The 23374-nt window shown below is 57.4% G+C and carries 14 protein-coding genes and 2 pseudogenes; 3 read left to right on the forward strand and 13 right to left on the reverse strand.

What is annotated here, in order from left to right:
• Positions 1 to 1094 precede the first annotated feature (1094 nt).
• From AKN84_RS39530 to AKN84_RS39555, 6 genes are all read right to left on the reverse strand, one after another.
• Positions 1095 to 2123, reverse strand: coding sequence for an ABC transporter permease (locus AKN84_RS39530; protein WP_128971559.1), 1029 nt, complete (start codon positions 2121 to 2123; stop codon positions 1095 to 1097).
• The gene (locus tag AKN84_RS39535; protein WP_050425786.1) at positions 2104 to 3645 is read right to left on the reverse strand and encodes a sugar ABC transporter ATP-binding protein; all 1542 of its coding nucleotides are present in this window, start codon (positions 3643 to 3645) and stop codon (positions 2104 to 2106) included. The genes AKN84_RS39530 and AKN84_RS39535 overlap by 20 nt, the downstream gene beginning before the upstream one ends.
• Positions 3642 to 4604, reverse strand: a complete 963-nt coding sequence (locus AKN84_RS39540; RefSeq protein ID WP_050425787.1) for an ABC transporter permease — start codon at positions 4602 to 4604, stop codon at positions 3642 to 3644. The genes AKN84_RS39535 and AKN84_RS39540 overlap by 4 nt, the downstream gene beginning before the upstream one ends.
• A 66-nt stretch (positions 4605 to 4670) precedes the next feature.
• On the reverse strand, positions 4671 to 5846 hold the full coding sequence (locus AKN84_RS39545; protein WP_050425788.1) for a sugar ABC transporter substrate-binding protein: 1176 nt from the start codon (positions 5844 to 5846) through the stop codon (positions 4671 to 4673).
• A 212-nt stretch (positions 5847 to 6058) separates the two neighbouring features.
• Positions 6059 to 7573: an amidase gene (locus tag AKN84_RS39550; protein WP_050425789.1), complete on the reverse strand. Its 1515-nt coding sequence runs from the start codon at positions 7571 to 7573 to the stop codon at positions 6059 to 6061.
• Positions 7574 to 8129: 556 nt separating this feature from the next.
• On the reverse strand, positions 8130 to 8537 hold the full coding sequence (locus tag AKN84_RS39555) for a nuclear transport factor 2 family protein (RefSeq protein ID WP_050425790.1): 408 nt from the start codon (positions 8535 to 8537) through the stop codon (positions 8130 to 8132).
• 1483 nt (positions 8538 to 10020) lie between these two features.
• Here AKN84_RS39555 and nodU point away from each other — a divergent pair.
• Complete coding sequence (nodU, locus tag AKN84_RS39560) at positions 10021 to 11820, forward strand: nodulation protein NodU (protein WP_050425791.1); 1800 nt, start codon at positions 10021 to 10023, stop codon at positions 11818 to 11820.
• Positions 11821 to 12199: 379 nt separating this feature from the next.
• Here nodU and AKN84_RS47905 read toward each other — a convergent pair whose 3' ends face one another.
• The 5 genes and pseudogenes from AKN84_RS47905 to AKN84_RS39585 all read right to left on the reverse strand — a co-directional run.
• Positions 12200 to 12478, reverse strand: a complete 279-nt coding sequence (locus AKN84_RS47905; protein ID WP_050425792.1) for a hypothetical protein — start codon at positions 12476 to 12478, stop codon at positions 12200 to 12202.
• 151 nt (positions 12479 to 12629) lie between these two features.
• The gene (locus AKN84_RS39570) at positions 12630 to 14462 is read right to left on the reverse strand and encodes an ABC transporter ATP-binding protein (RefSeq protein WP_050425793.1); all 1833 of its coding nucleotides are present in this window, start codon (positions 14460 to 14462) and stop codon (positions 12630 to 12632) included.
• Positions 14459 to 16813 (reverse strand): CapA family protein, encoded by a 2355-nt coding sequence (locus AKN84_RS39575; protein WP_050425794.1) that lies wholly within the window; start codon positions 16811 to 16813, stop codon positions 14459 to 14461. The genes AKN84_RS39570 and AKN84_RS39575 overlap by 4 nt, the downstream gene beginning before the upstream one ends.
• Positions 16810 to 17868 carry a P-loop NTPase family protein gene (locus tag AKN84_RS39580; protein ID WP_128971560.1) on the reverse strand — a complete coding sequence of 353 codons (1059 nt, stop codon included), beginning with the start codon at positions 17866 to 17868 and terminating at the stop codon, positions 16810 to 16812. The genes AKN84_RS39575 and AKN84_RS39580 overlap by 4 nt, the downstream gene beginning before the upstream one ends.
• A gap of 214 nt (positions 17869 to 18082) precedes the next feature.
• Positions 18083 to 19037: pseudogene (locus AKN84_RS39585) on the reverse strand (CobW family GTP-binding protein); the annotation flags it as partial.
• Between the two features lie 885 nt (positions 19038 to 19922).
• Between AKN84_RS39585 and AKN84_RS39590 the strand changes: the two are divergent.
• Positions 19923 to 21251 carry an MFS transporter gene (locus AKN84_RS39590; protein WP_050425796.1) on the forward strand — a complete coding sequence of 443 codons (1329 nt, stop codon included), beginning with the start codon at positions 19923 to 19925 and terminating at the stop codon, positions 21249 to 21251.
• 177 nt (positions 21252 to 21428) lie between these two features.
• On the opposite strand, the pseudogene AKN84_RS39595 reads toward AKN84_RS39590, so the two are convergent.
• Positions 21429 to 21602: pseudogene (locus AKN84_RS39595) on the reverse strand (DUF736 domain-containing protein); the annotation flags it as partial.
• Between the two features lie 208 nt (positions 21603 to 21810).
• Between AKN84_RS39595 and AKN84_RS39600 the strand changes: the two are divergent.
• Complete coding sequence (locus AKN84_RS39600; RefSeq protein WP_162240934.1) at positions 21811 to 21972, forward strand: hypothetical protein; 162 nt, start codon at positions 21811 to 21813, stop codon at positions 21970 to 21972.
• A gap of 238 nt (positions 21973 to 22210) precedes the next feature.
• On the opposite strand, the gene AKN84_RS39605 is transcribed toward AKN84_RS39600, so the two are convergent.
• Positions 22211 to 23365, reverse strand: coding sequence for a TlpA disulfide reductase family protein (locus tag AKN84_RS39605; protein WP_128971562.1), 1155 nt, complete (start codon positions 23363 to 23365; stop codon positions 22211 to 22213).
• Positions 23366 to 23374: the final 9 nt, after the last annotated feature.

Below are 23374 nucleotides of genomic sequence, written 5' to 3' on the forward strand. Positions count from 1 at the left end.
CATGCTCTTGGCTTTGCGACGGGGTTGCGGCACTCGGCATCCAGATAGCGCGCTTCCAAAGGACGATCTCGCGAGCGTATTTCAAGGCTCGGAGGGCCGGATGCATTTGTCACATGCCCTCCAGCGCCGCTCGCCGTGAACACTTTGGGTCAATGACTGTTCGCCGCCCGCCCTTTTCGCTCACTGCGTTCGTGTAAGGCGCATTTTTCAGGGTGACTCCTTGCCGCGGGCGGTCGATCTTGCCGGCAATCACCTCGCCATCACTGCCGCAAAAATGGCGGCATGGTGCCTGTCAAAAAAACACCGCTGCCGGATTTCTCCGGCAGCGGCTCAAGTCTCGGGAGAAAGCAGACGAACCGGTCTGCCAGCGGACCCAAGAGATCACACCCAGGAAATCAGACCCAAGAGGTCAGAGCGGATTTTTGGTTGCCGATTGCTATTATTCAGACGATGGCCCGAGCGGTCACTGCCGCGCGACCAGCATCTGGGTAACGTTGGGTAACCGACCGTATAAGACGCAACTCTCATCCTGGTCTGACACGACAGCTACTTAGCCGCGTCCTGGAAGCACGAGCTTGCGGAGTCGCACGGGGAGAATAACAATGCTCGCCGGCACTCCGGTCCCGCGCGGCTGTCAAAGAGCAGCGGGCACTTCGCCGCCACGAGGCCGGGCTAGCCTATTCCCAATCCAAAGCGACTGGCGGCAAACACGCGCTCGAGCAGCAACCGGCCATGTATCGAAGCGAGATCTCAAGGGGGCCGATCGCTAACGTCGTTACCGACGTCAATCCCGCACGCGGATGCTCGAGGCGATGCATCGTGCCGGCAAGCTCATCTCATAGGGCCGCATTTAAGATGACACCGAGCCGGCAGCCAGTTGGGCAGACATTCGACTGACGCATCTAGAAGCGGAGCTCTCGACGCGTTATTCGATTCCGCCGCCAGGGCGTCGACGAGCATTATCGGCTGTGGGGATCTTCTGACCAACAACGCGAGCAATCCAGTCCGATACCTTTTTCGGCACCAGCGCGTCTATATCAAGCGAGTCAGACGCAGGCGGTTCTCCGTTCAATATCGCCCCTGACAATGCTCCACTATTTAATAAAGGCTAGCCGAGATCGATCGAGAGTTATCGTAACAGACAGAACGACGATAAGCCCCGTCACCATGATTTGCAGGTATGTATGCACGCCCGCGATATTGAGACCATTTTGCAGTACGGCAATCACCAGAACGCCAGTCAGGGTGCGATGGACTCCCCCCGCCCCTCCAGATAGCGCAGTACCGCCCATGACGACCGCGGCGATCGCCTGAAGCAACAAATCATCACCCATACGCGAAGTTCCGGTTGATGTTCGCGCGACGAGCAGCAAGCCCGCAACGCCGCAAAGCATTCCGCAGACAACAAAAGCGATCGCTTTGATGCGAAGGACGTCAATGCCCGAAAGTCGCGCTGTGAGGCCGCCCCCCCCGATCGCAAACAGGGCTCTTCCGAAGTGGCTTCTCGCACCGACAAAAGAAGCCACAGCAAAAATGAGAAGCGCCCAAACTCCGGAGTTCGGAATACGGCCGATCATGGAGCCGGAAGCAATCCATGTGAGGTTCGGGCTCTGGAAAAACACATTGCCGCCCCCGCTGATCCACGTAGAAATGCCGCCAAGAATAGTCATCGAGCCTAATGTGGCGACGAACGACGGGAGCCGGAGACGAAGAACGAGCGTAGCATTTACAAGACCACAAAGCGCTCCCATGCCTGCCGCAGCGAAGGCTATCCCGGTTGCACCGACATCGAAGTCACGGATCAGAACCGCAGATGAAATGGCCACGAGTGTCACAATGGCTCCGACGGAAAGATCGAGTGATCCCATAAGAATGACAAACGTAATGCCCGTTGAAACGATCAGCAGGATCGAGGATTGCCGCATCAGGTTGAAAAGATTTATCCAACTTAGAAAGCGCGGGTTGATCAGCGCGAACACCGCAACCATTGCCATCAGCAGCAACAATGGCCCGAGCGCATTTATGAGGACACGGCGACGATCATAAAACTGGGCGATCTGCAATTTTCCTTCTGCAACTGATCTCGACCCAGCCGTTTGCGGCTCATACCATGTGTTGGACAAGTTCCTGCTCCGTTGGCTTATTGTCGGCAGGCGCGCTGCACTCGAACTGAAGTTCTCCGTCTCGCATCACGAGGATCCGGTTTGACATTCCAATCAGCTCGGGCAGATCGTCTGTAACCAGAAGAATAGCTACCCCCTCCTCAGCCAAGTCCCTCAGAACGCTGTAGATCTCTTGCTTGGCGCCGACGTCGACGCCCCGCGTGGGATTGTCGAGGACGAGCACTTGAACGTTTCGGGCCAGCCATTTGGCTATCACCACCTTCTGTTGATTGCCGCCGGAAAGGAACTGGCAAAGCTGCGTTGGTCCATTGCATCTCACACGCAAGCGATTGATGTACTTTTCGGCCAGACGCCTCTCTCGGGAGCGGGAAAGGAACCCAGAGAGGCTTGAGACGAGCGGAAGCGAGGCCAACGACATATTTGCCTGAACCGACATGTAAGGCACGATGCCTTCGCTCTTGCGTTCCTTGGGTACGAAACCCACCCCACGCTTGATCGCCGCTTTTCCACGTCCGCGAAGCGGCAAGACTTCGCCGCCCAATTCCACGGTACCATTTGGGGGAAAGGGTTCAAAACCGACGACGGCCCTGGCAACAGCCTCTTTGCCGCATCCGACGAGACCGCCAATTCCAAGGATCTCACCTTTGCGAATCTCAAAGCTGACATTCTTGACGTTTTGGCCGCTCAGACCATGAGCTGAAATCGCGATTGGCGCCCCGACCAGGCTTAGCTGGCGCGTTTCCATGAAGTATTCGTCGTCTCGTATTCGTCCAACCATCGCCCGATGAAGGCTTTGTTCGGAGATCTCTTCTCCTGCGAACTCGCCGACATTTCGCCCGTCCTTGAACACGTAAATGCGGTCGCACAGCTCCACATATTCCACAAGACGGTGAGTGATAAGCACGAATGACGCGCGACGGCGGTATCGACGAATTGATTCAAAGAGAATCTTGATCTCTCGCTCGCCGATTGCCGCAGTCGGTTCGTCGAGCAAGATGATTGGGTGATCGATATGGAAATGCTCGGCCAACGCGAACGCCTTGGCAATCTCGATCATCTGCCGATCATAGAAAGCGTAATCGCCTGTGCGGCGGCGCGGATCGATGTAGCCAAGACCGAGATTTTGGAGATGTCTTTCGCTCATGGCTATCATCGCAGCTCTGTCGACGATGCCTATCCGACTGGTAAAGCAGGATTCTAAAGAGAGGAATATATTTTCGTAGACAGCCAGGCTTGGAATAAGGGCCTGCTCCTGGAAGACCATCGAAATTCCGGCCTCAACGGCATGGGTATAGCTTAGGGGCCTGAAGCTCTTGCCAAATAGTCTCATACTTCCAGCGTTCGGTGCATGGATGCCGGCAATCATTTTGAGTGTGGTTGATTTGCCTGCCCCATTTTCGCCGGCAATACCAACAATCTCGTTGGGAAACACATCGAGATCGATGTCTTCGACCACGGCAATGCCATTGAAGCGCTTGGAGGCGTTACGCATTGAGTAGATCGGCGCGGCCACGCCATTCATTTCACGTCCTCCGCGCTTGCTCGCCGCGTGTTCAGAAGAACGGCCAGCAGAATGACGGTTCCCTGAATGATTGTTTGCAGATAGGGCGGCAAAGCGAGAATATTCATGCCGTCTGAAAAGGTCGTTATGAAAAGAACCCCAATGATCGTCAGGCGCACGTTGCCAGAGCCACCTGTAATCGCGGTTCCGCCAACGACTACCGCGGTAATCGTATCGAGAGTCATATAACTGCCCATTGTGACAGTGGCGGATCCTAGACGCGCCGCCAACAGGACTCCGGCAAGACCGGCAAGAAGGCCTGACAATGCAAGCGCCTGGACTTTTATCGTATTGACCCTCACTCCCATGAGGGCAGCAATTTGCTCGTCGCTACCGATCGCGAGCGTCATTCGCCCAAAACGCGTGCGATCACCTATGAGGACTGCAGCACCATAGATCACCGCCGAGATCAGCACCGCATTGGGGACCACATTCGCCAGTGCGCCCTGGGCTATATCGATTACGGCTGGGTTCGATACGGATAATGACCGGCCATCTGAAATGAAGAGCACTGCCCCTGAAATGGTTGTTGCGGTTCCAAGCGTTACCAGAATCGAGGGAATTCTGAGGTGGACATAGACCAGCCCATTGATCGCACCAAACACCAAGCCGACCACGCATGCGATGGGAACCGACCATAGACCCAGGTCTGGTGATAGGCGCGCGACCAACATCCCGCAAAAGCTAGCAACAGCTCCGATGGACAGGTCGATCGAGCCCATCAGGATTACAAAGGTTGCGCCGATGGATGCGAGCAAAAGGACAGAACTCGATAGTTCAATAGCCCTGATATTTGCGAGCGTTCCGAACGACGGAGCCCCGAGGCCAAACGCTGCAATCGCAATCATGAACACGAAGATGGTTATGGCCCGCCGCCCTAACTCGCTATCCCTGCAACCGGCCCGCGACGCTTGTAGCATTTTTGCGATCCATCAAAAGCAAGGTAAACATGATGCCCCTCTCGATGGAGAGGGGCATCCACGGCGTCACTCGGGGATACGCTGGTGATAGTGATTATTATACTCCGCCTTGAGCTGATCGACGCAGCCTTCGTCGACGGCATCTTGATAAGCCTTCGGGAACTTATATCCGGCCGGCGTACGAGCTCCCCAATACGTCTTCACATCGATCGGCCACACATAGTTTTGAGCATCCCAATCGTCGGGATGAAGAACCCGCGACATCTTTCTCCAATCAAACGGAAGCTTCTCGCCGGCGAGAAATGCTTGATACTTGTCTACATTTTGAGCGGTTATCAACGTGGCTCCCGTATACATCATGCGCTCGCATGGGCCCGGCTTAAATCCTTTGGCAACATCGTATGCACGCACCAGTGCAAAACCCGCCTGCCACTGCGGGGTAAAGCCCATTGTCGCAAGAATGCGACCTTCCTTTACCAGCTTGAGGGTTTCTCGATTGCCATCTAGGCCGACGATCGGAATGCGCATACCAGCATCTTCGACGGCTTGCATCGCGCCCAGTGCGATCGAGTCGTTTTGCCCGAAGACAGCGTCAATCTTGGAGTGCGCCACCAACAGGTCTTCCATGACTTTGCGAGCGTCAACCTGATTCCATTTTCCAGGCTGGCGGGCGATGAGCTTGATATTGGGGTATTCGGCTAGCGCTTTATCGAAGCCCGCAGTTCTGGAGATGTCCGCATCCACCCCTGGAAAACCAGTAATGTGTGCGACGTTGCCTTTTCCGCCGATCTTGTCAAAAAGCAACTTTGCGATTCTATAGCTGTTTTCGACGTCATCGGGCGAGAAGAACGTCGCGAAAGCGTAGTTATCTAACCCCGCGTCCAAAGGATGAAAGCCAGGCAACGACTCCCAAACAGCAACATGCACCGCACCGACTTTCTTGGCCATCTCGACGATGGGCTTTATGTTCGCCGCAACGAGATTCTCGCCGAACGTGATCCTGACACCAGCGCCGAATTGGGCCTCATAGATTTCGATTTGCTTTGCGGCATCTCCTTTGCCGGAAAGGATGCGATAGTTCAGACCGAGGGCTTTTGCGGCTTGTTCGGCACCTTGCGACCAGTTGTTGAAATACTCATTTTCTAGTGTCGACACTTCAGATAGGACGTCCTCGGCGATCGCGTTGCCGGCAGCTCCCAGGAATGCGACGGTCGCAAGAAACCAAGTCGATATTCTACGCATTGATGCACCCTCCTCGTATTGGTTTGCTGTAGATGATTGGCCTTTCTTTCAATCCGTCTGCTAGCCAAGCCATTACGTATTGGCGACCGACGAATTTGACGCTCACAGCGTGTTTGCCTAACGTCGGAACGGGCCATTCCGGCGACGCGCAGAGCTCCACAACATGCCGCGGACATCACGATGGTCTGTTGTCGTCAACGACATTGCCCTGGTCACATCTTCTTCCAGTCTCCGATCCGTTCGAACGCGTGCGCCACCTTATAGATGGTGGTCTCGTCGAAGTGGCGGCCAACAAGCATAAGGCCGACGGGCAGGCCATCCAGCATTCCGCACGGCAGCGACATCGCTGGATGATGCGTGATGTTGAACGGAGCGGTGTTGGTGAACATCTCCGTCGCGCGAGTGATGTAATCCTTGCGGTTGGCATCACGGGGAGGAAGTTGCGTCGCCTTCATGGGCGTCGTCGGCAGAAGAAGGAGATCGTAGTCCTTAAGGATCCTGTCGTAAGCTGCGCTCAGGCGGCGAGAGACGTTGACGGCCTTGCCGTAGAAGCGGGGCCCGTACATGTTGTTCACATAGGTGCCGAGCAACAGGAACAACTTGGCCTGCTCTGACAGGAGGTTCGCCTTCTGTCGCCAACCTCGATGGAAGTCCATGAGTGACAGTGAGAAGAGGTCTGATCGGCTGGTACCGAAGCCGTCACCGAACATCATGGTCTGTGTGGCGCCCTCGGTGCCGATCGGCGTCCAGATTGCCGCGCCTTGCAGGTGCATTGGCACAGATACGGTCTCCACCGAGGCCCCGAGATCCTTGAAGCGCTTGGCCGCTTCACGAACCACTGTATTGACATCGGCTTCCGCCCCCGGCTGCTCAAACCCCTCCTTCAGCACGCCGATCTTCAATCCGCTGGTGCTTTGACCGAGTGCTTTGGTATATTGTTCGACTTTCGGCGCTTTGATGCGTGGATCGTACCCGTCGTCTCCAGCGATTACTTCCAATAGCAAGGCGTTGTCGGCGACCGTTGCGGTCATGGGGCCGGTGTGGTCGAGCGTCAACTCATTGGGCATGATGCCGGTATAGGGAACAAGACCCCAGGTGGGCTTCATGCCGTAGATGCCGCAAAACGACGACGGCATCCGTATCGAGCCGCCCTGGTCGCCGCCGATCGCCATATCGGCTTCGCCAAGCGCCACGACAACGGCCGAACCCGAAGACGAACCGCCCGCAGAGTAACCCATCCTATGAGGATTATGCACCGGTCCGAGCGCACCAGTGTGGCTTCCACCGGATGTACAGAAGCATTCGCAATGAACCTTACCTGCGATCTCGGCGCCCGCATCGAGCATTCGAGTGACAATGGTTGCGTCGATGTCTGGGACGAATCCTTCGAGCGTCGCCGAGCCGTTCATCATTGGCACTCCAGCCAACATGACGTTATCTTTCAGAGCGACGGTCTTGCCCTTGAGTTTTCCACTCGGCGCTCCCTCGACTCTCGCCTTGCGGTACCAAGCGTTGTGCAGATTTTCTTCCGGCGGTGGTTGATACCCCGGGGTGCGTGGATATTTTACCGGAGGCAACTCATCCGGAACGGCTTCGATGTATCTGTAGGCCTCGAGGGATTCGTTGATAAGTCCGCGGAAGGAGACGATGTCCTCGTCAGTTAGCGAAAGACCGCATTGTGAGGCGACATCTCGCAACTGCGCGGGCGTGGGCGGGACAATTGACATTGGGCGCTCCTGCGATCTCAAGGGCAGACCCACTCTGCGATGGGCTCAATTCGGCAAGGCTAGTCGACTGCAGGTTGGCCGGACCTGACTTCGGCTGCCCCCAGTGGGTAAATCTGGGTAATTTTGCCAAGAAAGTGGCGAGGTGGGGCAGAATTTTCGCACGCGTGCCGTCTGAACTTCTTGTTCGGCGCCGGGCCGGGGCGCCGATGGACGAAGGGGAAATGCCATGCCGAACCGTAGATGCGACGCCATAACCGGCGCGGCAAAAGCCCTGCGGGCCGGCCATCGCCGCTGCCGACGTGAACGCATTGTTCAAAAAAGAAGAGCAAAGGCGCGCGCCAGGCGGCAGGCAAGCTCGTCCGCTACGCGTCAGAGCACCTAACAAAATGAAGAGCCGAAGAACTCGTATGGCCCGATCGTATGGCCCCCTCTCGTCTTAAAGAGGAGCAGCCCATAACTTAGGAAGTTCGTGAAAGCCCCTGAGCAAACGGCGCCTTTGGGATCCTGAACCTGCAATTGCACGGGCCGAATGCTGATTTGCGCTTGAGTTTGTTATTCAATGCTCAAACTGCGCGATGCCGCGTGGCTCGGTTGGGTTGGCAGATGAGTGATGATGCACGATCTTCCATGTGTCGTCCTGACGGCGCAGTACAAAGGAGAATCGCGCCGGCGTTGATTGCTGATGGCCATTCGATGTCTGTGAAAAGACATAGCTGCCCGCGACCAGGACAACGTCGTGCGCCAACGTGACAGAGTGCCAGACACCCATTTTCACGCTAGCGCCACCACGAAAGTAAGTGGCTATCTCTTTGGCCCCGATATAAAGCTTTGCACTCGACGTCCCCTGCAGAATCGCATCATCCGTGTACAAAGCAAGCAGACAATCCGGCGTATGCCTGTTGAAGGTCCGCTGCCAGAGCTCCAAGAACTCACGGATGTCTATCGTCAATGAGTCGCTGTTCACTATTGATCTCGATCTGAGAAGTTGATGGTCGGAACGCAGTTTTCGATGTCAGCAAGACCGGCTGCACGCAATCAAGCGCCTGACCTGCCTTCCTCACCGATGCTGAGGAGAACGCAGCGGTTTAGCGGCGGGAGTGGAGGCTGACAATATTGCGTGCGCTGTCAAGAAACAGCGGGGGGCCTCGACGCCATCAAGCGACAATGCGTGTTCAAGGCAAAACCGCCTTCGCATCGCAATGTCCGACAAACGCGCAAGGATAGTGTCGACCAGGAATAGTGCACAAGCCGCAGCGCGATACTACTGCGCGTCGCGCGGCATTCTGCATTCGTCGGTGAACCAATCTGCCGAGCAAGCCAGATGACTAGCTCGGTCGTTGCCTACGTTGTCAAGATCGGATAGCCGCTGTGGCTTTATTTTGTCCGGCTACAATTGCCTCAAGCCAGATGTCGGGACCGCTGGAAATGCAACATGGTCTCGCCGTGTGGAGACTAGGCACAGAGACGCTCAGCTCAATCAAATTGACTGAAGGCGGGGCCTCGCGCCCCTCTTAAGCGGCTACCGTCAAGCATGGGTCAACCAAGGCGGCTCTGGCGCGGAGGTATTTGCGGGTTCGAACTTGCACGGCGCGCAGCCCGTGCGACGCGCTAATGTAACTCCGAGCAGCTGCCGCTTCTAAAGTCAAGTTGCGGACCTCTCGCTCCGCCGTCGCCTGTCGGAGATTCGCGCAAACGTCATTTTCTCCTGAATCGTCATCGTCCTTTCCAACCAGCTGCTTGGCGTCAAAATGCGGAGGCGATTGGCCGGAGAGATCCGCCGTACCGCAGATCTCGAGTCCAACGGGGAGTCTGCATCGAGAGAAGCAAAGCTGCCTCGCGCTGTCAACAATTGCGGTGCGCCACCGAAGTAACCTGAGCGTCTGCATCGTCACTGTCGGTCTCAAGACATCCCGTTCGCTACGCGACACGCGCTGGATAGCAATAGGCTAAGAAAAGCAGCGCTGGCTGTTGGCACGCTCTTTGAAACGACCAATACGTCCCCTCCTGTGAAGAGCCATGCGAGAGTAGGAAATGCTGCCAGAATGCGCCGATCTGATGAAGCAAGTCAGTGCCTCCATACTGACAAAGAGCAAGAACGTTGACGCGCATGCTCCACATTGACCCTGAGATCACGAAGCTCAAGGTCGCATTAGGGCGCAGAACGGCGACCCCGGCCCCGGCGCATTGCCGGGTCGCGAACGCGGCATTAGTCCGGGGCCTCCGATTTCGATCGGCGAAGTCGTGCACTACGCTCGCGCGCCATCAGCAATCGGATCTCTGACGACGGAATTGGCCGTGGACATGCGACCGTGACCGATGGTGATCGCGGTCTAGCCCGAGCGGCCCGAGAATCAGTCGGGACAACGACGATTGCTCAATCGCATGTTCTCGAAATCCAGACGTGATCCTTTAACTCATCGAATTGCCGGCATCAAAGTGGAGGCATTATGCGCATCTGCGGTATCAAGCTGACGCATGACGGAGCGATCGCCCTGATCGAGGACGGTCGGCTCGTCTTTTGTATCGAGCAGGAGAAGCGGAACAACAATCCGCGTTATCAGACGATAGACAATCTCGACGCAGTCGTCATGGCTCTGGCAGAGCACGGTCTGGATGCGCGGGACGTTGATCAGTTCGTCGTCGACGGCTGGCTGGGGCAAGTGGAAGCTCAATACCGACTCCGTAGCGGAGTGGCTCCTGTCACGCTCAAGGGGGCGTCCTATGTTGAACCTCATCCCGAGGCCCTCCTCACATCTCGCGATGGCTTTGGCCTTAGGCTCGACGGCAGGGATTTCCCCTATAAGAGCTATCCTCACGTGGCCAGCCACGTGGCGGCCGCATACTGCACCAGCCCGTTCGCCAAAGCCGGACAGCCTGCTTTCTGCCTCGTGTGGGATGGGGGCACCTACCCACGACTCTATCATGTAGAACGCGGAGGCGCCCGGTTCATCGACAGCTTATTCCCGCTGTTTGGGCACATCTATGCCGCTGCGGGCCTTCATTTTGGGCCATACAAGCGGGCTAATCGTACCAATTGGGACCTGGGTAAACCTGGCAAGGTGGATCCAGGCGGCGCCGGCAAGCTCGATCTAGGTGTCGCCGGCAAGCTGATGGCCTATATCGCCCTCGGCTCCGTCGACGAAAACATCATCACGGTCTTTCAGGAGCTCTACAAAGAGCACTTTGAAGCTGACACCAAGCGCGAAAGTTACCGTACTGATCTCGGGAGCATGGAGTTTGAGCTTACGACCATTCACGACTTCTTCGACGCAAGTGCGCCGCGGTTGAAGGCCAAGGCGGCCGAGGATGTGCTCGCATCCTTTCATTGTTTCCTCGAGCGCCTGCTCGTGCACAAAATGGCGAATGCTTTGCAACGGCAGTCGGACTTTTCCGCTCGCAATTTGTGCATAGCAGGCGGCTGCGGCCTCAATATCAAATGGAACAGTACACTACGTTCGGCAGGACTGTTCGATGCTGTTTGGGTACCGCCATTTCCAAATGACAGTGGCTCCGCGATCGGTGCAGCCTGTTGTGCAATGGTAGCGGACAAAGGCCTCATGCCGTTGCTGTGGTCGGTCTACAGTGGTCCGGCGCTGCAAGGTAGTGATGTGCCGCCTGAATGGGATGCTTCGCCCTGCAATATGCATGAACTGGCGACTATTCTCGCCAGCGACAAGCCGGTGATTTTTCTTGCCGGCCGCGCCGAGCTTGGGCCGCGGGCATTGGGTAGCAGAAGCATTCTTGCAGCCGCAACATCGCCGGGAATGAAGGACTATCTCAATGACATCAAGCATCGCGAGCACTTCCGGCCAGTGGCGCCGATCTGCCTGGAAGATCGCGCGCCGGAAATTTTCGATCCAGGAACGCCGGATCCTTACATGCTTTTCGAGCATCAGACTCGGACAGAATGGCAGCACAAAATCCCCGCGGTTGTCCATCTCGACGGATCTGCGCGACTGCAGACGATCAGCAGGACTTCTCAACACAAAGTTGCCGAGCTTCTGGTCGCATATGAAGCGCTGACGGGCATTCCGCTGCTTTGCAATACGAGCGCCAATAACCGTGGGCGTGGGTTTTTCCCTCATCTTGCAGCGGCCTGCAAGTGGGGCCGCGTGGAACACGTATGGTGCGATGGGATGCTATGGAGGAAAACTCCTCAAGCCAGCGTAACGACGTCGTCATCGGCAATGACGTACTTGTGCTTGGATACCCCGTATCGATCGGGCTCGCGGACATTCCTCAAATAGACTACAAGCGTCCCCTTTTGAGGAAGGGACTTGTCGCAGGAAAGAACTCGAAGCTCCGAACCATAATTGCCGACTGCGAATCATTCCCCGGGAATAGTGGCGGTCCGGTTGTCGAGGTTGAGCGTTACTTCGCCCAAAACAACCTCCGGGTGATCGGCTTGATCAGCCAATTTGTTCCGTTTGATAATTCTCACATTCCTGCTTGAGGAGCACTGCTGTGATGAACTCTGGATATTCCGTCGTGACCCCGATGGACTCGGTCCTGGAATTGATCAGCGCCCGATAAAGTTGTCGCGTCTTAGACCAATTTGGCCATTGCTGCGTCGGCTGTCTTTCTGCGACTGGCTGCCTTTGTGTACCGTTCAACTTCCTCCAACGTCTAGTGTCCGGTAACAGCCATGATCTCGTGCGGCGTAGCACGGGACTCGGCGAGCGCGGTTGACGTGGCCTTGCGGACGCAGTGCGGAAGATCAGCTTGGCGGCACCAGTCTTTGAACTTGTTCCCGAACCCGTTCGCCGTGAACGGCTTGCCGAATTCGGTGAGCAGGAACGTCATGTTGCTGCTCACCTCTGCCGCCGCAACGTTCACAGTAAGCGCCGGGTGCAACGGAATGTCGATGTTGATCGGATTCCGGTGCTCGCAATCGTGTGACGCCATGAATGGCTTCGCCTGGGCGGACAAGGGCAACGGCTGCAGCCTGGTCGGTCTGGCCGGGACCGATGTTTTGCATCCGCTGGCCGACGAAGTGCGCAGCTAGGTTGCGCGGAGCCTGTGACTCCGCATCAATGAGGGCGAATGTTCCGCGGAATCACGCAGTGATCTCGGATGCCGAAAATTGCTTTTCAGTTTTGTACTGAAGAGATTGCAGATCATAAAGACGGGCATACCCCCCCAGATTCGCCAATAACTGCTGGTGCGTACCCATTTCGACGATGCGCCCGCGATCCAACACGATGATACGATCGGCGAAACGCACCGTTGCCAATCGGTGCGCAATAATCAGAGTGGTCCTGGCTTTTGCTGCCGCCGCGAGTGCCTGGATCACAGCCCGCTCTGAGACCACGTCCAATCCGCTCGTCGGCTCGTCAAGTACGAGGATTGGGCTGTTCCGCAGGCAGGCTCGTGCAATGGAAATACGCTGCCGCTGGCCGCCCGAGAGCGTGGTGCCCCCTTCGGAGATCTCCGTATCATAGCCGTCGGGCAGTGTCTGAATGAAATCGTGAGCATTCGCCACGCGGGCTGCCGCGATAATCTCTTCGTCCGTCGACTCTGGTCGCCCGAATGCAATGTTTTCGCGAATAGTACCGCTGAAAAGCAGTGAATCTTGCGGCACCATGCTGATCTGGCTGCGCACTGATTTAACAGAATGAGTACGAACATCCTGCCCGTCGATCAACACCGCACCCTGCACGGGATCGTAAAGCCGCGGGACCAGACTGACGAGGGTGCTCTTTCCGGTCCCTGTCGCTCCCACGATAGCCACGGTTTCCCCCGGATTGATAACCAGGTTGATCGATTCCAATGTCCGCGGCCTTCCGGGATATGCAAAGGAAACGTCCCGAAACTCGATTTCTCCCGCCCCAACCCGCAGGGGTTTGGCGCCGGGAAGGTCAGCGACGTCGCTGCGCGTCTTGAGCACCTCAGCAATGCGCTCAATTCCGACAAGCGCTCGCGCCGTCGAGTTCGACGATTTGGAGAGAGCTCGCATGGGACTGTAGAGATTTGTGACATATGCAAAGAATATTACGACGTCACCCGTCGTAAGCTCCCCGGCCATGACCCACGTGGCGCCAAACCACATAACGAGGCACAAGCCGATCGCCGCGAGAATATCCACGATCGGCGCGACTGTGGCTTGGTATTTCACGCCATAGAGGTAGGCCTGCAAGCTTTTGGTGCTCTGGGCTGCAAAGCGTCTATCCAGTTGGTCTTCCTGCGCCAATCCCTGCACGATGCGAATCGACGACAATGTTTCCTGGGCAAGTGAGGCGAGGTGTCCTGCGCTGCTCCTTGCCTGCCGCGAAGCGTTCTTGATGTGGCGTGTGTTATTATAGATGCTAAGGAACAGAATCGGTGCGACTGAAAGCGCAATCAATGCGAACTTCCAATTCAGCCATAACATCATGGCGATCATACCAAGCAACAGAAACATGTTGCCCAGCAGTATGACGCTATTGTTCGCAATGACATCCTGGATGGATTGAACGTCGGACGTCAGCCGCGCGGTCAGGTCACCGGTGCGCTGGCGGTCGTGAAACAACAGTGACAGCCGCTGCATATGGGCGAATAGTATCTGGCGCAACGAGAACACATAACGTTGGGAAATCTCACCCATGGTCCGTGTATACCAGTAGGTGAGAAGCCCAGTGCCAATGGCAATCAGGATTGTCGTTGCGCAGGCACCATAAAGGATCGGCAGCCGTTCGATCGCTGGATCGCTCAACCATTCCCCGATGAAGGGTACGTGGATCGTCCTTGGTGACGGGGGAATGACGCGATCGATGACGACCTTCAATGGCCACGGTCTCATGACCGTTAACAAAGCGTCCAGCAGCATCGCAAAGACTGCAAGAGCGAGCAGCGGGACGTTAGCCGAGCCTACCGCCAGGAAATGCCGCGAGTCGGGAAGGCCAAGTTTCACCGCGCTGCCTCATCGTGCTTCGGCCGCGCGAGCTCGAGCCGGCCGACGCCATTCTCGACGCTCAACAGGGATCCGCTCGTGCCGGACATGTCGGCGAGACGGGCAAGACATCTCTCACTGGCTGCGCCCGTCATGATCTTGGGCTGATAATTCACCCGAGGATCGCGATTCTTGATGTAGATCGGGTAGAGCTCGATCATCGTCTTGAGCGACACAAACCGCGCCGCCACCAAGAGACCTTCCGCCTTGCTGTTTCCTGACCCGAATGTGAAGTTGCCAACACTGTAGAATATGGCCCGGCCCTTGTAGACCTCGAACGGCTGAATGACATGAGGGTGATGGCCGATGACGAGATCGGCTCCCAGATCAATGGCCAGCCGGGCCTTCATACAGGCATCCGAGGTTGGAACCCGCTCGTAGGGGACACCCCAGTGGCAGGTGAGGACCACCCGATCAACGATCTGCCGCAGTGCCTCAATATCCGCTTTCAACCAAGCCGGAGAGTCAATTGCGCTGCCCGGTTGACGATGTGTCGCCGCCGTGCGCCTGTTCCAGTAGTAGCCGAGAATGCCGATCCGCAACCCCTCGGCATCGAGAATGGCTGGTGCGTGCGCCGATTTTTCATCCGTGCCCGCACCTATGGCATGGACCCCCGCTTCGGCAAGTGCATCGAATGTCTCCAGCACCCCCTGTCGTCCGCAATCCAGCAAATGATTGTTGGCAAGCGTGACGACATTGATGTTCGCGCGTTTGAGGGAAGATGCGAGCCTCGGATCGACCTTGTATGAAAAATTGCGGTCCTGGCGTTGCGCCTCGGCCGCGAACGGTCCCTCCAGATTCCCCAGGACAATACTGGACCGCCTGAGCAAGGGAAGCACGCCTGCGAAGGGGTAATCCTCTCCCCACCGATTGATCAGCGGCGTCGTCCGGTCACCGAGCATGATGTCGCCCGCTGCGATAAGCGAGAAGTCTCCATCGCCCCGGCGCGCGAGCTGGCTATCGAGCGCGGATGACGGCAGGATGTCACCTGTTTCCGGTATCTCCTCCGCGGCGATTCGGCTCAGTCCTCCGCGCAATTGCGCAAGTTCACACCGCGGGGACACGTTCAGCGCGTCCGGTACCTGAAGGTGGATCTTTCGCTTTGCGAAGACGTCACGGATCAGTGCCGAATATTTCCCATCATGGAGCAACGCATCGGCCTTGAGGAGCTGCGAGAGCCCTGTTCGATAGTCGCTGCGCAGCCTGCGCGTGCGTTTAACATCCGGAACATCATCGTGGCAGGATCCGAGCAACGTCAGCATCTTCAGAACCAGGAGATCTGCGCTCCTCGCGCTGCCACCGCTGCGCGCGATCGTCGCCCGCATGTCCCACAGTGCGCCCCCCCAAATCGTTCCGTTCACATGGGGATCTGCTTTTGCCGAGGCGTTGAAGTCATCCATGGTCTTTTGCGAAACCAGGCTGCGCGGGTGCCAGCACTGGGTATCATGCCGCTTATGGAAGGCCCAGATATGAGGGGTGTCGAGCATCGTGGCTGCCCAATAATCGCAAGTTCCCTCATCGATGGCCGCTTTCCTGTTGTCCTGGCGCGCCGGGGGACGTAGGCGGTTTGTCCTGAAGTCGGCAGTGTGACGCGTGATGTGATGACCATACTCGTGATAAATAATGCCCGCGTTGTGCGAGGCATTGGCGCGGTAGGCGCTACCGATGTGTTCAACGAGGGCACCACCATCGAGTAGGGTTCTCCCAGGCCCCAGGTGGATTTCACCCTCCACTGCGATCGGATGATGCTCGGCGACGCTGTTCCGCTTGCAGGGCAAACGGTAATGTCCGCCTTGAAATGCGCAACAGAGATCATCCGCCTTGCGGAGGCCGTCCTTGACGCCGTTGGTTTCCGTCACCCCGTGATGAGCATTTACGACGGTAATGACAGCTGGAAGCGGCGTTGCGCCCAATTCGCATAATAGCTCGCCGACATATTGTGAGAATTTGTGCAAGTGGTAGAACGTATTCACTTCGCCGAAATGTGCCGCCTGCACGTAGCGCCATTGAAAATCTTCGGGGGCAAACGGGTATTTGTCGAGTCGTCCACCCCCTTTGCCCGCTTCGAAGACAAAGTCGCCATTGCAGTCTGGCTCGGCGTTGCCGATCGCCACATCCTCATAAGTACCGGCCTGCGAATCGCAGCGATAGCGGCGCCCTCCGTTGCGAACCTCGATCAGGTCGTTTCGTAACTGCGGCCGTCCCAACCCATTCAGCTTTAATGCGCCCAAGTCCACCATGCGTTTGGCGATGCTGCCGCCTAGCGGCAGGTTGGCATTGGGCGTCCATTCATAGACGAGTCCCCGGTTCATGCTGTCATCCGTAGCGGCGATGCTGCGTTGCGCGTTGACTTCCTGTCGAGCAGTGCATTGAGCGCCCCGTCCTGTATCTCCTTGGCGCGCAGGCAACTCACACCAGTGGCCGCATCAACTTCGCGGATGTTCAAGGAACTCATGGTCAGAGCGCCAGAAACGGCGATGGGCTCGACGCCCCATCCCCGCATCATGCGGACGCCGGATTCAGCCGCCATGGGATCGCCGCCGGCGAATATCCAGCTGTCGACGGTGCTGGTGAAGCTTGGGCTCTGCAGCAGCATGGCCGTTTCCCGCTGCAGCAGCCCATCGGCGATTTCAACGACCACGTACTCGGCCGATTGAGCGGCAGCGTAGCCGACCAGCAGGTGATGAAGCTGAAGGAGTTCGTCGTGTCCGCACATGTAGGTTGACGGATAACCGCCATCGATGAAGTCCAGCGCGACGGAGGCTCCGGCATCGAGCATGTTCCAGGTGTCTTTACCAGTTGCGGTGCCGGTCAATTTTATTCCGGCCACGTTTCGCCCCGCTTTGCTCAGGCCCTTGATAATGCTCATGGCGGTGTAGGTCTTGCCCGCGTCCATGGACGAGCCGCAGACGACGGCAATGTGAGGCCAGCGCTGCGCAGTCGCCGCTTTCAGATGATGGTCGCGCATTTTCAGCGGGCGACCGTGCTTGTCCGCAACGGCACCAAGAAGCCTCAGTCTCGTTGGCTCGGCCACCTTGCTGTGCTTGCTCTGGACGATCCCGCAAAGCCCGCCCATCGAAAGTAAATCGCAAGCATCTTCGTTCCTGCCCACCAAGCCTTCGAACTGCAATGTGGCGTAGCGGTTGCCAAACACTGCTGCGATAACGTCGCCCTCATGCAGCGAGGCGCGCCGTCCGTTACTCAGTTCCAGTGCAGAGTTCTTGGCAACTTTTTCGACAGACGCCACGACGACATCGCCCGGCTCGGGCGACTGCGGAACATCCACGAGGCCATAGAGGCTGTCACATGGGACGTGACGGAGCGAATAGGGAATTCGCACCGTTCTCATCAATTGAGTTGCTGTCATTGGTTCCCCAGAGCGTGATGTCTTGTCGGAGATTGGCTAAACATTGAATCAAGCGACATCATTTACGTTAGTCGATACGTTGCGGATCACGATCACACGTGAACCGGCATCACCGGGAGGCTGCGTCTGCTAAGGGATCTGCCAGATGCGGAGCAACGACCGTTCCGGTTAACAGCGCATTTGCAAATGCGTGTAGCGTTTCAGCATTCTGTGCCCAGCCCTGCCTGAGCAAGTCCCTTGGCAGGTCACGCCCGATGAAAACAAGCCGTGTCTGGCGCCGCTCCTGCTCTTTCCAGAGACGCTGACTTCCGCCTTCAACGAGCATGTGCACGCTCTGAACGACGAATTGCCGATCGTCATCTTCTATTGATGCGATGCCCTTCATGCGCAGGATGTCCGTCCCGTAGCGTTGGGTGACATCCTGAATCCAAGACACGAATCTGTTGGGTTTCAGCGGTCGATCCGCGACAAGGGACAGGCTGCTGATCCGGTCGTCGTGTTCGTGCTCGTGTTCTTCCATCAGGAATCCCGGCTCGATTTCGAGGATGCGCTCGAGATTGAAGGCGTCTCGTCCCAAGACCTGGGCTAGATCGATGTCGCAGCGCTCGGTTCTGTGAACCCTTGCATATGGGTTAATGGCTCGGATCCGCCGTTCGGCTATCGCGAGGCTTCCCGCATCGACAAGATCGACCTTGTTGACGAGCACGATGTCGGCGAACGCAAGTTGCTCCTGCACTTCCGGAGCCCGATCGATCTGCTCCAGGAGATGCTTGGCATCCGTGACGGTGACGATGGCGTCGAGCTTCGTCTTGCGGCGAACGTCATCATCGACAAAGAACGTCTGCGCCACCGGGGCGGGATCGGCGAGCACCGTCGTCTCGACCACGATGCCGTCGAAGGCTCGGCTGCGCCGCATCAGCCCTGCGATGATACGAGTAAGATCGCCCCAGACGGTGCAGCAGATGCAACCGTTGTTCATTTCGAAAATCTCTTCGTCCGTGTCGACGATGAGATCGTTGTCAATACCGACCTCTCCGAATTCGTTGACGATCACCGCGAACCGCTTGCCATGCGTCTCGGAGAGTATGCTGGTTTGGCAGCGTCGTCTTCCCGGAGCCGAGATAGCCGGTCAGAACCGTGACGGGGATCTGGGGTGCAGCATCGGGCATCGTTCTATTTCCCCTTCGCGGAGCGACAGCGTTTTCTCGTGACCTAACAACGTGATGCGCAAATGCGCGATTTGCCTCGTTGCCATCCACATTGGCTTGCGTAAACGCGAGAGTGGAGAGCGTCGTTTCCATCCTGTGAACGTTCAGAGCCGCTCCTTTCACTCCCCTCTCGCTAAAACCATCTGTCGCGACACGAACATCGGCGAGATTGACGGATGGCTCGATCACGGATCAGTTGCCCATCTGGACCTTGTAGCCCAGCTCTCCAAAAATCTGGAAAGTGCCTGCATCGTAATCTGAGATCGTCACCACTTATCCCGCCATTTCACATCATCACATCTCACATCAAGAAAATGCGGCAGGGCCTTGCTGAGACGATCACTCATCTTCGAGGTGATTGGGTCCAGTCGCTATCAGGACCTCTCATGAACTGCCTGTTAGTCATTTGCGCCAACATACCATTCCTAAGCTGCCCATTTTCAACTCTACAACCTGACGCGACGTGCGGTTCAAGCCCATTTTAACACTAATGTCACATTCGAACTATGGTTCACGAGCTGGAGCGGTACATGCGTCCGGCATTCTCTGCGCTACAAGGCCATCCTTTCAAGCGCAGCCATCTGGTCGCGGTGCGCCTACACAGATTACCATCGCCCAGACCCGATCCCGCGACGCCGAGCGCGATCGCTGGCGTTATCCGCAGGCTTTCGTGGACGCGGCAAAGATTGTAATGGGCCACGTACAGGCTCACGGCTGCACCGTAGTGATTCAGCTTTTCGAGATTGCGAGTCGCGCGACTCCCACTCTTGGCTCATGCAGAGCGCAAGGTGCTCCGCATAGTCTGTCGAAATATTTTCGGATCGCATTCGAGACGGATCCAAGCGCATGGCTAAACAATTCACTCGGCAAAGCTCGAAGCCGGCCCTTATTCCGGCAGATGAAGGCTTGACTAGCCATGCCGTGTTGGGCGCGACGACCGGCAATATGCTCGAATTTTACGATTTTGGGACGTATAGCTTTTTCGTCATCCAGATCGGTCACACGTTCTTCCCCGCGAAGGATCAGTTCGCCAGCCTTATGCTGTCGCTCGCGACCTTCGGAGCGGGTTTCGTGACCAGACCCATCGGGGCCATTGTGATCGGCTCGTACTCGGATCGAGTCGGACGCCGGCCCGCAATGACCGCCAGTTTTGTCATGATGAGCGCCGCGATACTCGTGTTGGCTGTGACGCCCTCGTATGACACGATAGGGATCGCCGCTCCGATATTGGTTATTTTCGCGCGTTTGGTGCAGGGCTTCGCCCTGGGAGGCGAAGTCGGTCCGACGACCGCCTATCTGATGGAAGCGGCCCCGGCCGGACGCCGGGGCCTTGCCGTCTCGTTTCAGCCTGCCAGCCAACAAATAGCTGCAACGGCCGGCGCGCTGGTCGGAGAAGTACTCTCCCTCACCATGACAAGCGAGTCGCTGGATGCGTACGGATGGCGGATCGCGTTTCTGCTCGGTGCCTGTACGCTGCCGTTCGGACTTTGGTTGCGCAGGGCCCTGCCCGAAACGCTGCATCGACCTGAAGCGCCGGCTCTCGCCGTCGAGCCCGCAAGGAAATTGCGTGCCAGCCGCCGCATGATGAGCTTGGGATTGGTCATTTTGGCCAGCTGCACGATTTTTACCTATATCACGGAATATATGACGACTTATGCGCTGAACACCCTGCAAGTTGCTGCGCCTCTCGCCTTTGCGACCACTGTCGTCAGCAATGCGGTAGGCATTGCTGCGGCACTCTTGGGCGGCTGGCTCGCAGATCGGGCAGGACGCCGGCCCATCATGATATGGCCGCAGATCGCCGCGCTGCTGATGACCTATCCGGTGTTCTTGTGGATCGTAGAGAGCCGCAGTCCCATGGCGCTTCTCGCAGGTCTCGGCGCGCTCACCCTCGTCGGAACGATTCCGTATAGCGCCTTCTATGTCGGTATGGCCGAAGGGTTGCCCAAGAGCATCCGCGGCGGCGGCTTCGCGACGATCTACGCTGTTGCGATAGCGATCTTCGGGGGCACAGCTCAACTCGTCGTCACTTGGCTGACCCACGTTACCGGGAACGCATTGGCGCCCGCTTGGTACATGCTTTTCGCCACCGCGGCCGGGCTCTGCGCCATGCTGATGATGCCCGAGACGGCACCACCCAAAGTTTGGGCAGCAGCGAAGACGCGGAGCCCGTAGCAGCTTTGGACAATGCGATAACGGGTGACGCCCCAGCCAGGTTGCCAATCCCACGATGCGTGCATCGGCTTCCGCTTTTGCGCAGCCTGCCAGACAGGGGACCAATCGACGATGCCGGAGGATAGCTGCCGAACCTGAGCCCGCCCGGCGGACCGGGCGGGGGGTAGTGCAGCGATCTTACTCGCCGTTCTTGCGCGGGCGCGACCAGAGGAGCGTGTAGCCCTCGCCGCCTTCGTCGTCGAACAGGTTCGCGTAGATCGGTGCGTTGAACGAGGGGTCGTCGAGCTTGAGCGAGAGGTAATCGCGGCCCTCTCCGGAGCGCTTCGACCAGGCTGCGCCGATCTCGGCCTTATGTGGTGCACCACATAACATCGATGCGGAGAGCGGGATTATGCGAAGTGCCGCCCTGTGATGGGCTGGTTTTCGCCGATCTCGGCGTGCTCCGCTCCGCATAATCCCAGACGTCTCGGGCCGCAGTGACGCATTGTCCGCCTTAAGCTGAGATCGCCTTTGGTCTATGTTGGCGCGCGGGATGAACGTAGGCGCGGGCTGCAGGCCGGTGGATAAGAATGATGCTTGGGAAGAAATTGCGCGCATCCGACAGCGGTTGGCTGATCTGGATGCCGAGCGGATGGAGCTTGAGCGCAACTTGGAAGCGCTTGAGCAAAAGCTGACATCCGGCAGCCGCACCTCACTGACACGGAGAACCGCGCAACTATAACGTCAAACAGGGTGTGATCATGATCGAGCATCTCCGAGATGCCACGCCGCGCCGCGACGAACTCCGGCTGGGAGATCGACGACACGGAGGATTTGCGACGCACTGAATCCGCTCATCGCAAGACTCGCAGCTCCAACCTGCCGCAAACGATCCGCAACTGTGTTGCATGGACTCTGCTTGCGACTGGCCTGCCAGAGAATGGGAGGAATGGCCAGTAAACAAATTCCGATTATCGCCCCTATTTTTCATTTTTCGCCTCCGTCAGCTCTTCAGGAGACTTGCTTTGCGGAGCCGAACAAAACTCTCCGTAACAAGCCTTCTCACCCTTGTAGCTGGCTAGGGCCTGGAGCAACCGCGGTACGTAGAGCTGTTTCATTTTGTCCTGCATAGGCTTCGGATGGTCCAGCGATTTCAGTGCCAGCTCCACCAACTCGATCGCGCGTTCCTTGTTGCCGCTCTCGTAATAATATTGAGCGACCGCCCCATATGCCAGGAACTTGTAGCCGTCGCCTTGCGGGGGATTTAGGGCCAGGATGTGTTCGGACAGATCCCTACCCATCGCAAAGCGCTCGGCACGCGGGAGATGGGACGTGTCAATCGCCGGACCGAAGAGTTCGCTTATAGCTATAGTCATCCACTGCTCGGACCTTTGGTCGATCGCGTCGCGAACCAATTGGCGCATGGCCGGCAGGCCCGTCCGCATGTCGCGCATTTTGTGAAGCAACAGATGGGCATGAAGCCGGCGGAATTCGATTTGATTAGGCACCAAGGCAAGGCCCTCTTCAACGGCCGAGAACGCGGCTTTCCAATCCTCCGCCTCCATCGCCGGCTGAAGTTTGGCGTAGATTGGCTTGAGCACCGCTATTTCGCGGGTTATGCGTTGGTTTTCGTCGGTCCGGTTCGTATCGGCGGCTTTGGCTTCATCGCTAGTTCGCCAGATGCCGTCGAGAACTTTCGGCAAAACGTCATCGAGTTGCGTCGGATGTCCGATAAAGGCGATCTGGCCGTCACGGTCGACGACGAACGACGTGGGAATTCCGAAAGAAAAACTGGGCTCCATCCAGAGCTTGTCCATTTCGCCTGAGTAGTCGAACGCGATCCGATAGTTCAGCTTCGGAAACTTTTCGGTCAACCACGCGTCCAACTTGGTTCGGGCCTCGTTCGTCGTTGAGGCTCTTTCGTTGGCTGCGACTCCGACGACCTCGAGCCCCCTGTCTCTGTATTGCTCTTGCAGCTGCACCAGATGGGGCATCGCCTCCACACATGGCCCGCACCAAGTCGCCCAAAATTCGACGATGTACACTTTCCCGGGCTGAAAGTTCGTCAGGGGCTGGCCCCGCAGCCAGCTCTGCACTTTAATAGGAGGAGCCGAGGATTCCATGCGCAGCACCATGTTGCTCTC

Source organism: Bradyrhizobium tropiciagri (genome assembly GCF_001189845.1).
Classification (GTDB): Bacteria; Pseudomonadota; Alphaproteobacteria; order Rhizobiales; family Xanthobacteraceae; genus Bradyrhizobium; species Bradyrhizobium tropiciagri.